Source organism: Chryseobacterium indologenes (genome assembly GCF_002025665.1).
Lineage (GTDB): Bacteria > Bacteroidota > Bacteroidia > Flavobacteriales > Weeksellaceae > Chryseobacterium > Chryseobacterium metallicongregator.
The window spans coordinates 4,144,637-4,159,378 of sequence record NZ_CP018786.1; the positions used below are offsets into that span (position 1 = coordinate 4,144,637).

14 protein-coding genes are annotated in these 14,742 nt (G+C 35.8%); 1 reads left to right on the top strand and 13 read right to left on the bottom strand.

Annotated features, from left to right (window positions below; translation table 11 throughout):
• Positions 1 to 69: 69 nt before the first annotated feature.
• The 11 genes from BUE84_RS18750 to BUE84_RS18800 all read right to left on the bottom strand — a co-directional run bounded on the left by BUE84_RS18750 (position 70) and on the right by BUE84_RS18800 (position 11,923).
• Positions 70 to 657, bottom strand: a complete 588-nt coding sequence (locus tag BUE84_RS18750; RefSeq protein ID WP_079243008.1) for a hypothetical protein — start codon at positions 655 to 657, stop codon at positions 70 to 72.
• Between the two features lie 18 nt (positions 658 to 675).
• A complete protein-coding gene (locus BUE84_RS18755) occupies positions 676 to 3,069 on the bottom strand; it encodes a TonB-dependent receptor (RefSeq protein ID WP_079243009.1) in 2,394 nt (797 codons plus the stop codon).
• Positions 3,070 to 3,318: 249 nt separating this feature from the next.
• Positions 3,319 to 3,675, bottom strand: coding sequence for a hypothetical protein (locus BUE84_RS18760; RefSeq protein WP_034696841.1), 357 nt, complete (start codon positions 3,673 to 3,675; stop codon positions 3,319 to 3,321).
• A gap of 149 nt (positions 3,676 to 3,824) precedes the next feature.
• Complete coding sequence (locus BUE84_RS18765; protein ID WP_079243010.1) at positions 3,825 to 5,753, bottom strand: ABC-F family ATP-binding cassette domain-containing protein; 1,929 nt, start codon at positions 5,751 to 5,753, stop codon at positions 3,825 to 3,827.
• A gap of 142 nt (positions 5,754 to 5,895) precedes the next feature.
• A complete protein-coding gene (locus tag BUE84_RS18770; RefSeq protein ID WP_145953295.1) occupies positions 5,896 to 6,633 on the bottom strand; it encodes a hypothetical protein in 738 nt (245 codons plus the stop codon).
• A gap of 252 nt (positions 6,634 to 6,885) precedes the next feature.
• Positions 6,886 to 8,241 (bottom strand): T6SS phospholipase effector Tle1-like catalytic domain-containing protein, encoded by a 1,356-nt coding sequence (locus BUE84_RS18775; protein ID WP_079243012.1) that lies wholly within the window; start codon positions 8,239 to 8,241, stop codon positions 6,886 to 6,888.
• Between the two features lie 151 nt (positions 8,242 to 8,392).
• Entirely contained in the window at positions 8,393 to 9,070 is a 678-nt protein-coding gene (locus BUE84_RS18780) for a response regulator (RefSeq protein ID WP_079243013.1), read from the bottom strand.
• The gene (locus tag BUE84_RS18785; RefSeq protein WP_238594290.1) at positions 9,039 to 9,620 is read right to left on the bottom strand and encodes a sensor histidine kinase; all 582 of its coding nucleotides are present in this window, start codon (positions 9,618 to 9,620) and stop codon (positions 9,039 to 9,041) included. The genes BUE84_RS18780 and BUE84_RS18785 overlap by 32 nt, the downstream gene beginning before the upstream one ends.
• Positions 9,621 to 9,820: 200 nt before the next feature.
• Entirely contained in the window at positions 9,821 to 10,444 is a 624-nt protein-coding gene (locus tag BUE84_RS18790) for a hypothetical protein (RefSeq protein ID WP_079243015.1), read from the bottom strand.
• Positions 10,445 to 10,460: 16 nt separating this feature from the next.
• Positions 10,461 to 11,240: a hypothetical protein gene (locus BUE84_RS18795; RefSeq protein ID WP_238594291.1), complete on the bottom strand. Its 780-nt coding sequence runs from the start codon at positions 11,238 to 11,240 to the stop codon at positions 10,461 to 10,463.
• Positions 11,241 to 11,302: 62 nt separating this feature from the next.
• Positions 11,303 to 11,923 carry a DUF5715 family protein gene (locus BUE84_RS18800; protein WP_079243017.1) on the bottom strand — a complete coding sequence of 207 codons (621 nt, stop codon included), beginning with the start codon at positions 11,921 to 11,923 and terminating at the stop codon, positions 11,303 to 11,305.
• 218 nt (positions 11,924 to 12,141) lie between these two features.
• On the opposite strand from BUE84_RS18800, the gene aqpZ reads away from it, so the two are divergent.
• The gene (gene aqpZ / locus BUE84_RS18805) at positions 12,142 to 12,858 is read left to right on the top strand and encodes an aquaporin Z (RefSeq protein ID WP_034696881.1); all 717 of its coding nucleotides are present in this window, start codon (positions 12,142 to 12,144) and stop codon (positions 12,856 to 12,858) included.
• Positions 12,859 to 12,909: 51 nt separating this feature from the next.
• On the opposite strand, the gene BUE84_RS18810 is transcribed toward aqpZ, so the two are convergent.
• Together BUE84_RS18810 and BUE84_RS18815 are read right to left on the bottom strand one after the other, a co-directional pair.
• Positions 12,910 to 13,455 carry a hypothetical protein gene (locus BUE84_RS18810; protein ID WP_079243018.1) on the bottom strand — a complete coding sequence of 182 codons (546 nt, stop codon included), beginning with the start codon at positions 13,453 to 13,455 and terminating at the stop codon, positions 12,910 to 12,912.
• 173 nt (positions 13,456 to 13,628) lie between these two features.
• Positions 13,629 to 14,621 (bottom strand): acyl transferase, encoded by a 993-nt coding sequence (locus BUE84_RS18815; protein ID WP_185116998.1) that lies wholly within the window; start codon positions 14,619 to 14,621, stop codon positions 13,629 to 13,631.
• Positions 14,622 to 14,742 lie beyond the last annotated feature (121 nt).

Genomic DNA, 14,742 nt, shown 5'->3' on the forward strand with positions numbered 1-14,742 from the left:
TAAAGCCAAATATTGTTAAATAAAAAACCACCGGAGAATTCCGGTGGTCCAAACAAGATTAAAGGTATATTAATTAATAATATTATAGTTAGCCTGTGCATCCGTTTCTCCTCCTGTATGAGTACCGTAAGTCACTCCATTTCCGCTCACAGCAGAAGCTTCAGAAACCGTTACCGGCTCATGGAACAATGTAAGAACCAACTGACTAGGGGCAGAAGCATTTTTCACAGCAGTATTTACTACCCATTTTGTTTTCAACCCTACACGGTTTCCGTCTCCTCTTGTTGACTTTTCATCATCTGTACGGGTTAAAGTAATATCTGAGTTTGGAAAATTATATACTAAGAAATGTTCATCTTTTGCATCTTTGATTTCCTGAGTGGCATCTTCGTCACCGTTCTTGAAAATAACCTCTACATTATAAGTATGGCCATTGATCAGCTTCACATTAGGATTCGTAGTGCTGTTTACCTGATAATCATATACTACCGGAGCTCCACCGGCAGCATCTGTTACTCTTAAGAGAACATCTGAAAGTTCTTCCTGAGGAAGATCATCTGCTTCATCATCGCTTCTGTTACACGATGTTAAGCTTAAAGAAACAGCTAAGAATAAAAGTCCTAAAATAAGTGTTGTATTTTTAAAAATATTTTTCATTTTTTTGATTTTAAGTAATTAAAATTGATATTTAAGAGTTAAAATAAAGTTTCTTCCCATTTCGTTGGAAAAGAAACGAAGTCTGTTCAGATAATCTCTGTACGACGTGTTGAATACATTTCGGATTGAAAAATCAATGCCGAAATTTTTAGACAGATTTACCCCTGTCTGAAGGTTCCAAAGGGAATATCCGTTTGGAGGTGTAGAAATATCCACTTCTTCATTGTAAGCATTTCCGTCTGAATCAAATAATCTGATCGGAACGTTATACACTGGAAATCTTGTCTGTTTCAGGAAAGTATTATTACTTATAGTGAAATAGAAATTTTTCCATTCTTTTTTATTGAATTCCAATGAATTGTTAAAATTCGGAGGCATCATAAGAATAAGCGGTACATCATGAGTCTGATCCTGCCCATAAACGTAAGATCCGCTTCCTTTGTAAGTCAGATTATCTGTGATCTTAAGCTGAGCATCAATATCCAATCCGTACATTTTTGCATTGATCTGTTGATAATTGTATACCACAAAAGCTCCTCCCCACTGAGTATTCTGATATCCTGTAGGAATCTGGTTGATAAAATTCTGAGTATAAAAGAAATAGGGGTTTACTGAAATATTCAATCCTTTTAGAACATTCGCTTTTACATCTGCCACCAAGTTAAACTGATTTCCGGTTTCGCTTTTCATTCTCATATCTCCTCTTTCAATAATGGCTGCAGAATGGTGAAGTCCGTCAGCAAAAAGCTCTGCAATATTCGGAGACCTTGAAACTCTGGCATAATTAAATTTCAGATTGAAATATTCGGAAGGGTGATAAACAATTCCACCGTTTACTGAAATATTATTATACGTTAATGACGGCTTGGTAAGAATTCTGTTTTGGTTGATTCTTACTACAAAATCTGAATAATCTGCAGCATAAAGTTTATTCCAGTCGCTCAGATCATACCATTTTGTGACATCATAATGATCATAATCATATCTGCCTCCCAGTTCCAGATCCAATTCGGATGCAATTTTATATTTTAATACGGAATAAATCCCTGCATAATATCTGTCATAATTCGGAACAAGACGTCTTGCTTCGGTCTGCGTATTGGAATAATTATTCTGGTATCCTGCATTAATTCCTGTTTCAAGATTCCAGTTCCCTCTTTCTATCAGATGGTTTACATTCAGATCATTAGTGATCAGTTCAAGATCTAATGCCGGTTTTTTGCTCAAAGCTTCTGTACGTCTGATATCATATTCTTTTCTATGATTGTACTGAAAGCTATACGTAGCCGTGATTTTTCCAAAATTTTCAAATCTTTTGTAAGCAGAAACTTTAGCAATATGATGCTCAATTTCCTGTTTAGGATTGTCAATATCATAGCTAAAATCTCTCTGATAAATTGGTTGTGGTGATGTAAGAGCATTTCGCAGATCTTCAGAGTTCCCTACGTGAGAACTTCTAAGAATCCCGACTGTGCTTTTCGTCAGATAATAATCAAATGAAAATCCTTTTTCAAATGTCATTTTCTGTACACCAAAATTAAATCCTGAACTCTCAAGACCAGTATTCATCAAGCCATACTCCGGAGCTTCAAGATCTCCCAGTTTTTTATAGCTTCCATTGGTTTTTATAGCCCAACCATTCTCCCAGGTTTTTGCCAATTTTACATTAAGATCAGCTCCTCTTCCGTTGGAAATCCCGGAAAGAGAAACATTTCCCATAATGGTATCTTTCTTAGGTAAAACCTGAGGCTGCAAAACAACTACTCCACCTACGGCTCCGGCACCATATTTCAAAGCAGATGCTCCTTTGATGACATCAATATGTTCAAAATTATTGACATCAACATTGGGTGCATGCTCTACTCCCCATTCCTGCTCTGCAAGTTTCACCCCATCATTAAGAATAGAAACCCTGCTTCCATAAAGCCCATGGATAATAGGTTTAGCAATATTATTTCCTGTTTTAAGAACGTTTACACCGGAAATATTGGTTAATAAATTCCCTAAGTTTTCGGTGACATTTCTTGAAAGCGTTGATTTATCAAGTGTTTTCACCACCATACTTCCATTGTTCTTATGACTACCATGAATAGTCACAGTTTCAATATCTTTAACATGGTGTTCCAGCGTAATAACCAGCTGAACATCCTGATTAACTCCTATATTTTCAGTATAATCATCACAATCAGGATGTTGTGCAATGAGTGTATACTTTCCTGCAGGAATTTTGTCAAAAGAAAATTTACCTTTGTTGTTTGTTTTGGCTGTAAAGTTCCCGATTTTAATCACTGCATTTTCCAGCAATGTTTTATCATGGAAATCATGAACGGTTCCCTCTACAGTATAAGTTTTTTGTGCACTTGTAAATACTGATCCGCAAAAGATCAGCAGCAGGCAATATATCAATTTCATTGTAAATAGATTGATTGCGCACCCTTTTCAACAGGGTACATTTTTCGTTAAAATTTGTGGGAAGGGTCAGTTTTGATGGTACAATGTATTCCTGGTAAGAAGTTAGGAGCCGGAAAATAGTAATTGAACATTATTAAATATCAATTACAGATTATCAGGTATTTTTCCCAACAACTTTAAACATTGAATTTGAAGTAGTAAACATTGAACTTTAAAGTACAAAACTTTAAACCCTATAGAATCTGTGAATTATGCAAGTGCGGGCGGTCCCCGAAGCTGAAAAGTGAATTTGGTCTGTGACCAGATTTTCTCCTGGATGGCAATGATTTGTTTTACTTCATGGCTGTAATGCTCAAAAGTAAAGTTAAATTCTTCAGGAGCTAATGTATGTCCGGTAACCAAAAAGTGGCAGGCCAGACAGTCGCCAGCTTTCTCTTTAGTAACGGCTTTCGTCATCGTATTCTCAACTTTTTTAAGATGAAATGCCTTAAAATAATCTACAGAATCGTGATGGTGAAAGCTTTGAGAAAGCAGCGCAAGGAAATATACTCCAAACAATAGCTTGGAGATAAAACTCTTTAGGTTTCTGCTTTCTTTAAAAATCATGGTTCAAAATTATGAAAATAATTTAATTGTTTCCTTAAACTTTTATTAAATTACTTTATGATTGTTGACAATAGGTAGAAATGAATACGTTTTTGTTACAAAAAAAATGCTTCATCCTATTGATTTGATGAAGCATTTATATTTTAAGTTTAATCTAGTTGGGTTCCAAGATATTCCCACTCCTGCAATGCTGTTTCCAGCTCTTCCTTAGCTTTATTGTATTGCTCTAAGGTTTCATCGGAAGGATTTTCTTTGGTAAAAGAAGTTTCCATTTGCTCTATTTTTGTTTCAAGCTCGGAAATTTTCTCTTCTACTTTTTTGATTTTATTCTGAATATTTTTCTGTTCTTTACTTACAATATTTGAAGATTGACTGCTGGTTACTGCAGGTTTTTCTTCTACTTTCTTAGGTTCTACCTTTACTTCGCTGTGAAGTTTTGCCTTTTCTGCCGAAATTTCTCTGATGGTTTCCTTTTGTCTGTACTCAAGGTATTCATTAATATCTCCAAGGAATTCTTTCATTTTCCCATCACGGAATTCGTAGATCTTATCACAAAGTCCCTGAAGGAATTCCCTGTCGTGCGAGATTACGATTAAAGTTCCTTCAAAATTCTGCAGAGCCAGCTTGATAATTTCTTTAGACTGGATATCCAGGTGGTTGGTAGGTTCGTCCATGATCAGCGTGTTGAAAGGACGAAGTAGCAGTTTACAAAGTGCCAGACGGTTTCTTTCTCCTCCGGAAAGTACTTTTGTCTTTTTAGTAACAGCATCTCCCTGGAAAAGGAAAGATCCCAGTAAATCTCTTACTCTTGGTCTTGTTTCTTCTGTTGCAGCATCTTCGGCTTCTTCCAGAACCGTTTTATTAGGGGTCAACACCTCTTCCTGATTCTGAGCGAAATATCCAATGTTGACATTATGTCCAAGATTCCAGGCACCGGAATAATCTTTAATATCTCCGGCTAAAATTTTAGCCAATGTTGTTTTTCCTTGTCCGTTCTGTCCTAAAAGAGCAATTCTGTCTCCTCTCTGAACGATAAAGTCTACATCATCAAAAATCTGCTTCTGCCCGTAAGCTTTTCCAAGATTGATGGCTTCGAAGATCACTTTCCCCGGAACCATAGACTGTACGAAACGGATATTGAATTTCGAAACGTCCTCGTTATCAACTTCAATACGTTCAATTTTATCTAATTTCTTAATAAGGGACTGCGCGAAAGATGCTTTAGTAGCACTTGCACGGAACTTATTAATGTTGTCTTCCATTTGCTTGATCTCCGCATCCTGATTCTTTTTAGCCTGAATCAGTTTTTCACGGCGATCTTCTCTCATTACAAGATATTTCGAGTAATTAGCTTTATAATCATCAACTTTTCTATTGTTGATATCGAAAGTACGGTTACACACCGCTGTCATAAACTGTTTATCGTGACTTACAAGAACAATGGCTCCCGGATAGTCTTTCAGGAAGTTCTCCAGCCAGATGATGGATTCCATATCCAGGTGGTTGGTAGGCTCATCGAGAAGCATAATATCATTCTTCTGAAGAAGTAATTTTGCCAATTCGATTCTCATTCTCCATCCTCCGGAAAATTCATCAGTGATTTTTTGGAAATCATCTGCTTTAAATCCTAAACCAAATAATACTTTTTCCATGTCACCTTCAAGATTGTAGGCATCATGGTTCATCAAAAGGTCATTCAGTTCGGTCATTTTATTAATCAGATCTGTATAGGAATCACTTTCGTAGTCTGTTCTCACAGTCATTTGGTGATTCACCTCTTCAAGCTCATTTTTCCAGGCATTGATCTGTTCGAAAGCCTGCATGGTTTCTGCCCACACCGTTCTTCCTTTTACGAAATCAAGATCCTGTTTAAGGAAACCAATGGTAACACTTCCTTCAGTCACTACTTCTCCTTCGTAGAAATTAATTTCTCCGGAAAGCATTTTCAATAAAGTGGATTTTCCCGCTCCATTTTTACCAACGAGACCTACTTTATCATCCTTTTTAATGGTGAAATTGACATTTTGAAATAAATAATTTCCTGAATGGTGTAATCCTAAACTTTGAACCGAAAGCATCTTAATTAATAATTAGTAATGAATAATGAATTTTCGGGTGCAAAAATACGGAAAAAGAAATGAATAGCCCAGAAATAAAAAAAGCTGCTCCAAACGAACAGCTTTTTATTTTTACGAAAACGGATTTCAGAAAAGGATTTATTTAATGAATATTGATAAGCTGTAATATTGACTGTCCTTCTGATACAGGAGCTACCGGAGCTGCTCCGGGTGCGTTTGTAATACCATAAGTTCCGGGAATCATCTCTAAATCATATTTTACATTTTTATCATTGAATATGAGTTTACATCCCGGTGCCATTGTACGGTTGGTAACAGATCCTGAATTCATATTGGTCTGAGCAGCGAATAAAACTATATTTTCATTAGGCTGCATAGTCACCTGTCCCTGTGACATACAACTAAATGCACAGAATGGCTGAAACTCTCCGTTTACTTTTGCTGCAAGTCCAATGGTTATATTAGGTATACCCAGGAATCTGTCATTTCTTACTGTGATCATTCCTGCAGGAGCTGGTCCGTTTATCGAAAATGAACCATCCGGATGGAAAGTTACAGCTGTACCCAAGGGAATTTCCTCTGATAAAGCCTGCATCTGAATGGTTGAGTTCGGCTCAATAATTCCTTTATTATAAACATATACTTTATATTGGGGTTCACAATCAATTTCTATTGTATCAAAAACATCCAAAAAGTTGATGGCAAACCAAGCCGGCACTCCTGTATTAAGCTGATCAAAACCTGTGGCTCCTTTATATCCCATAAGCTGGTAACCATTTTCCTGAAGATACTGTAAAATGGCTTTTTGTTCTTGTGATGTAAAATCAAAATTAATTGTGTATAATGTAGTTCCTGATTTTTGCATGAGTGTCTTTTCCATTGTTTTAATCTTTGGTGCTCTTACTCTTTTTGATATTAGGCTTTTCAGAATACGCCTTTGTTCATATTTTTATTTTGAAGCTTCATGGAATGAACAATTCAAAGTAACGAGAATTACCGTTCAAAATCTACAGTATAATGTACTAAATGTATCACTCCGTAATTATACTCAACTGATCGTTAATAATTTATAAAAAAAGGAGACACCCTCAGATGTCCCCTAACCTAAATTTAAAACTGAGAAGTATTTTCATTAATTCTTCCATTCATTTAATATGGTAGTTGCCGGTATTTTTACAATAGAACGAACCCATATATCATTATTGGGAACGTTTGTTCCATAAAGAAAATCTGCAACAAAGCTGTCTTCCGGCAGATGAAGCTCAACGGAAAGCCTTTTTGTGTGGCTTGTTTCATCTACAGAGGTACGGCTTGAGACGTTTAATCCATTATTGATCAGTTCAATATTAATTTCACGCTGGGTTCTGTACTGAAAACTATCACTATACAATCCGAAGTTTGATGAAATATGAGTATAATCTGAAAATCTTCCGAAATCATATATGGGCTTTTTGCTTGTAGAAAGATCTTTTAAATACTCTTTCATTTTGATATAAAACCGATTGAGAAAAATATGTTTATTATAATCTGTTCCAAAATAGGCTTCATTCTCGGTACTAAATACTGATAATATGGTATTGGTCTCATCCATCATCAGTTTTCCATATACTTTTGACAGATCATTGTATACTTTATCCCTGCAAACATAGGCCTGTGAAAGGCCATCCACTGTTTCTACTTTATATTCCGAGAGTAAAGCATCCCATATTTTATTTCCATCAGCATTGGTTTTTGCATTTCTGATATCGGAAACATAGTTATGCAGATCATCAACATTAATGAAATCTGTAGAAATATAAACAGATTGTGGACCTTCCAGATATCCGCCTCCAATGTCTGCATGATCTCCAGGAACAAATACTTCTTTCCAAACTGATAACTGATTTTCTGATTTCTGATCCTGCATTGTTTTCGAATTCTCAAACAAACCTGTCAAGGGAAAGAAAAACCTGCCCTCATTGACTGCACAGAAGTGTAAAACATTCTCTACCTGTGCAGAAATCTTCATATTATAAGTATTAAAAGGCTTGGACTCAACCGTATCAAAAAGGCCCAAAAATTTTATTCTGCAATTTCCTACTGCATAAAAAGTCAGAAGCTGATTACAGAAAGTTCTTGCTAACATACCTCCTCTCCCGAATCCGTAGATGTAGAAATGGTATTCCTTGGTCTCATCATGGGTTATTTTTTGTACAAAATCTCCGGCTTTCTGAAGTTTATCATCAGATGAATACCCGCTTCCATAGGGTGGATTTGCACATGTTGCCATGGCAAAATTATTATCTTCACTGCCTGTTGCGGTGCCAATTCCTTCAATATATATTTTTTCATCTCCAACGAATAAACTGTATAATTTATAGATATTGCTGAAAGTACCATAATAGCTTTCATTATTGTTCAGCGGTTTATCCGGTGAAAGAATATTTACCCCATTATTTCCTGTACCGTCAAAGAAAATCCCGACGGAAATCACTCTGCTACCATTCATGTTTTTACTTTAATTTTTTATTACAGATCTTGTTTGTGTTTTTTTTCAACTAACATCCCTAAAAGAGACATTCCAAAATAACAGAAGAAAAATAAGGTTCGCTAGAGTGAAAAGTACCAAATAAAAAAATCCGTATTTCTACGGAATCAAATTACATTTTTTCAAGGGAGTAAATATTGTTTACAATGGCATAGATCACTATTCCCACAGTATTTTTAGCTCCGATTTTCTCCAGGATGCGTTGTCTGTGACTTTCTACAGTTCTTGGGCTGATAAAGAGTTTTTCTCCTATTTCATTGTTGGTCAATTCCTGGCAGATCAGTTTTACTACATCTTTTTCTCTTTCGGATAATTCGTCTTCTGTTTCAAAAAGTGAATTTTTCTTGGCAGAACTGTTCATATAAGTAAACAGCATCTGATGATCTTCAGCCGTGAAAAAGACTCCGTTTTTATCTACCATTGTAATGGCATCAATAAAGGTTTTCTTATTCGAATTTTTGGGAAGAAATGCTGATACTCCCAGCTTAACCATGTATCCAAGAATAGAGGTTTTATAGTGTGATGAGAGGATAATAATTTTAAGATCGGGATATTTTTCCTTCAGGATTTCTACCAGTTCAAAACCGTTCATAGGTTTCATCTGAACATCTACGAGGGCAATATCAGGAAATTCATCTTTTGAAAGTTTTCCGAGGTCTTCTATAAAATCGGGGCCATTATCTGCGGTAAGGCAAACCGATATATTTTTTTCATTGGACAGCAACATTTTTACCCCTTCGAGGATCAGCTGTTCATCATCAATCAGTGCTAGTTTGATTTGGGAACTCATGATATTTTGGAATTTTTATGATTAAACGACTTCCTTTATTCGAAAATGTTTTTTTCCATTTGTGTGTGGCATTCATTGATTTGATGCGGGATTCAATATTTTTAATTCCCATCCCTTTTTTAACATCTTCATATTCAAATCCCTGCCCGTTATCAGAAATTACTACTGCCATATTTTCGGGATAATCCTTAATATAAATCCAAAGATCTGTTGCATCTGAATGCTTGATCACATTGGTAGTAAACTCCTGAATAATCCTGTACAACTGCACTTCCACAAAAAGATCTTTCTTTTCATATCCCTGCATCACCTGCATAGAAATATTAATTTTATGGGAAAGGTTGGCGATTAATTCCTCTACATATAAAACCAGCCCCACTGATTCCAGATTTACAGGGTATAATGAATGGGAAATACTTCTGGCAGCATCAATCAAAGAAGACATCTGACCGTAGATATTTTTTTTGATCAGTTCATCACCCTGAGTATCGAGGTTATTCAGCCATAAAGAAAGAATATTGAGGCGGTTTCCGATATCATCATGAATCATCACTGCAATTCTTTTCCTTTCTTCTTCCTGAGCCTTAATATTTTCCAGAACTAATTTTTTCTGATGAAGAACTTCCGCTTCATGTTGTACACTTTTCTCCTTAATAATTCTGGTAATAAAAGCCCTGTAAGCTAGGAGAATAAAGGATACGATAACTGTTATGGTAACAATTATCAGGATCAGCAGATTGATATTTAAGGTTACTTCTTTAATCTGAAAAAAGTATATAAAAATGAACAGTACAAAATACTCGAAAGAATATTATTGGCACTGAGAATAGTATAATAATCGTTTTCGGACAGATTGGCGATCTGGTGCTGAATGATAAAAATAAATACTGAGACAGAGTAATAGAAAAAAATACTGGCATCTACAAGAAGAAAACGGTTCTGTGTAGAGGTATTCTTAATCTCCCGAATCAGGGTAAATCCGGAAAGGCAAATAATGATAATATTGGAAACCACTTTCGCTATATCAGCATTAGCAGGATAATCAAATCCGTATTTCGAGATCATAAAACCTGTCGCCAATGTACCTACAATCCACAAAACATATCTTGGCCAGTCCAGCTTTCTGATAAATAAACCTGTAAGCAGGAAAAACTCTCCCGCTATATAGAGAGGATAGAGAAATGATGTATCATTCAATCTGAAGATATAAGGTAGGGCCAGATTCAGCATTTCAATAAAAAAAAGAAAAGCAATACAATGAAAATATTGCTTTTCTTTATGATTTAATATGCGGTATTTTGCTGCTCCCAATAGTATAACGGACAGGAGCAGTGCATAGTTCAGGAATAAAATTGCCTTATAAAGTTCAGCCATTCCTCAGTATATCGTTTTAAAATTCACTTCCTACATCTACATCCGGGATACGGCAGATAGGAGGACATGGTTTTGCCCAGTCGTAAGTATTGGAAATTGATTCTGCTCCCAGTTCTGCATTCCTAAGGTTTTCACGGAAAGAGATAAAGATAAGCGTTACCAACATTTTCCCGTAAATATCATTGTATCTGATCCCAAAAGAACAGGTAATACCTGCTAAACCATCATCTGAAAGGCAAAGATCTGCTGTAGGAACATAAAATTTTCTAAAAATTCCACTTCCCTGATTTTCTCTGGTCTCTTTATAAAACCAGTCCATACCTTGATTTCTCCAACGTTCAATAGCATCTACAGCTTTGTCCTGTTCAAGAATTGGTGTATTGGAAACCGGCAATCCCATATTGGCATTTTTCTCCATGCTTTCAAGATCTTTAGAAAGAACGGCGTTTCTAATAAGCGTATACTCCTGAATTTCCTGCAATCTCAGATCTTTTTCAAGCTCGGTAAGAAAGCTGTATGGATATTCTTTTACATCTATTTTTACCCCATCATTGTTCATAGGATAAAAGATAAGAATCAATCGGTCTCTGTAAATTCCTACTGCAGCACAGAAGTCTTTATAATCCTTAAACCCCTTCATCCATTCAAGGTGTTCTCTGGAAATATTAAAAACATAGTTGGTAGGGATAAGCTTTTGAATTTTGGAAAAGTCAGAAAGACATGCTTTCCACTGGTTTGACGCTGCTCTACATTCTTCTACAGGCAGCATATAGTCTACAATGTTTAATGTTGACATAAGCATAGTTTTTAGTCGTATAAAAATATACAAACTAAATATGCTACGCAAGAGGATTTTAATTAATAATTTTTCACAGTAATATGATAACAGCTCTGCTGCTTCTCTTTAATGTAATATATTCTACCAGCCTTCTCATAATGCTTTAAAACTTTCTCCAGAGCTATTTCCATTTTCGGATTGTATTTTAAAACATTGTTGAATCTTATGTAAGAAATATCAAAAGAGTTGCCATAATTGTGAGAACTAATCCCTAGAGAGGCGTTTGAATTCACTCTTCTTAGTCTGCACTGGTCTTCAAGGGTTCTGGTAATAGATGAAACAGTAAATGTGCCGCCTTTAGTATCCTTACTGAACTTTGACCCTATCTTTTCCAGAGTGGTTTTTGCCTTGGATACCATATAAGCTCTGCTATAATCAAGCCTTTGGACCTGATATCCTTTGCCGGATTTCTTTATTTTGTGGAATTTTCCGTTGCTGATATATTTTTGTACGGTTTTGGAATCTTTCAATAACTGTACTCCAAAACCCTTGGAAGCATCAAGATGAGATTTATAAAGCGGCGTAGGTTCTACCTTCAATACAGTGGTAAGATCATAGCAGGGAAATGCTTTTTTGGCTGCCTGCGAATAATGTAAACTATAAATAAAAGGTACAAAGACCACACAAAAAAACTTTCTCATTCACCTTCCTTTTAAATTACAAATGAAAGATAAAACATTTATGTTAGATCTTTCAAGACTGACGATAATACTCTCTCAATAAATCCCAAACAAACATTACACCAAATTACAGATTTTGCAATTTTTGTTCCCTCTTTTTTGAAATATTTTTTCAGTTTTAACTTTTTACTTTAAGATTTAAATTTTACATTTGAGATACATAAACAATAAACAACATGATAAAAAAACTTTTCGCTGAATTTTTCGGCACATTTTGGCTTGTTTTCGGAGGGTGTGGAAGCGCTGTTTTCGCAGCGGGTGTTCCAGACATCGGCATCGGACTTTTAGGCGTTGCTTTAGCCTTCGGTCTTACTGTTCTTACCATGGCTTACGCTGTAGGGCATATCTCAGGAGGGCATTTTAATCCGGCAGTTTCTTTTGGGCTTTTAGCAGGCGGAAGATTTCCTGCAAAAGACCTTATTCCTTACATTGTAGCCCAGTGTTTGGGAGCGATTGTAGCAGCAGGATGTCTATACACAATCCTTAACGGTGCCGGAGCGGTAGAATTCTCAAAACCCGGAGATTTTGCCACTAACTTTTACGGTGAGGCCGTTTACAATGGAAAAGCTTTCAGTATGGGAGCGGCATTTCTTGCTGAGTTTCTATTAACCGCATTTTTCCTGATTGTAATCATGGGAGCTACAGATAAGTGGGCTAACGGTAAGTTTGCCGGTCTTGCCATCGGTCTTGCGCTTACTTTAATCCACCTGATCTCTATCCCGATTACCAACACTTCTGTAAACCCTGCGAGATCACTTTCTCAGGCAGTCTTTATGGGAGGAATTGCGATGTCACAACTTTGGTTGTTCTGGGTTGCCCCAATTTTGGGAGGAGTTGTAGGCGGATTGATCTACAAGTTCTTACTTCAGAGAGATACTGCTGAAATTGCAGATTAATTTTTAAAATAATATTCAATGATAAAATCCTGTCAGGCGGCAGGATTTTTTTTATTTCAGTTTTTTGATTTCAAAAGGATTTTTAAAGATCAGCTCTTCATGTTTTCCTTTGATTTCCATTTTGCGCTGAAGAAGATTAAGTGCCATTTTTCTGATAAAAAGATCTTTGTCATTTAGTTTCCAATAAGAATCTTCATGAAGTTTTTTCGGCTGACGGATCAGATAGAATTCGGTTTCCCAGGTATCTGCATTATGATAGAATTCGATGATTCCACAATGTTCAGGGATAAGAGCTGCGTCTACCATTCCCATCGGGAGCAAAAAACTAAAGGAATTGCATACATAATCTCCGCAGGAAATTTTATCATGTTTCAGAAATTTTTCTCCGGTATCTTTGTTCAGGTAAGATTTTTTGAAATCATTTTTAAAATCACTTTTTGAAAACTTGATCTCAATTTCATGACTTCCGCCTTCTGAGTCTATGATTAATATATCCGCTTCCCAATCTGCCTGAAAATAGTTAGTCAGTACAATTTCTTTTTCAAAATCGCAGTGTGAATGGATGTAGGCATGTATAAGTTCTTCTATTTTGATCATGGGTAATATTGTAAACGCAAAGTTCACAAAGTTTTTATTTACTTGCTGTTTACTGTTCGCAAAGGCGTTTCACTCAGCTAAAGTCTCAACCTATTTTATTTATTGTGATTATACAAAAATTGACAAGCGAAGCGAATTGACTATTCACAATTGTACTCTTATGTCCAAAATCATCAACTCACCAGCAGGCTGCATCCTCGGATATCTGAATGATCTATTCTTCCCAATACCTGAAATTTATCACCTACCTTTTTCCCTAAGTCCTGGGTTGCAATAAATGAGCAGGAATGTGTATTGGCAAGGTCAATAATATTAATAGCCCCTGTTCGGCCTTCTTTTTCATAGGCCAAAGGATCTTCTGCATTCCGAACCATAATTCTCATCCAGTTTGGACATTCATATTCATTATTTCCAAGAGAATAAGCCTGTGAAAGCAGTTCTGTCATGGAATATTCTGAATATATTTTGTTTGTCTTAAGACCTTCCTGCAATATTTTCAACAATTCATCCTTGGTCATTTCTTCCTTTCGTCCTTTCATTCCACCGGTTTCAATTACGATTAAGTTTTCAGGGAAGTTCAGGGATTCTTCGCTTTGTTTAGCATGACAGTAATCAAGAAAGTCTAATAAGGCAAAGGAAACTCCGAAAAGAATAACTTTTTTGCCCTGCAGTGTATTTAATAACTCAAAAAGCTCAGCATGATTATAAAGAAAATATCCGTTTTCCTGTTTGGCAGACTTCTTCATCAGATAGTCCACCATATAGATCAGTGATGAGTTTTGCCTCTCAAGATAGCTTGGAAGTAGTCCAAGAAAAATAAAGTCTTCCGGTTTTCCGATAAATTGTTCAAAACTTTTATAAATACTTTCTTCATAAAGTTCCGGATCTGCGATGAAATGTTTGGAAAGATTCATCTGGGTTGTTCCTGAACTTTGAAAGAAAAGATCAGTAGCCACATTTTTATCCAGGATCTGATGATTTTTAAACATTTCAATAGGAAGAAACGGAATTTTCGCCAGACTGTCGACATCATCGGGATTAACTTTAAGAAAATCAACAAATTTCCGGTATATTTCAACACTTTCATATTGATAACGAAATGTTTTCAATGATGCATTCAGAAAATCCTGTTCAGTCTGTATGTTGAATATATTTTTCAATTCCATAATTTTTGAATTTCTTAATCCCTTACTACAAAGCAATTACAGAGATAAAATATTGTTATTTAATAATTTTTTAATGTATAAAACCTATTTTGGTAGACTTATTGCAATGAGTTACTTGGAA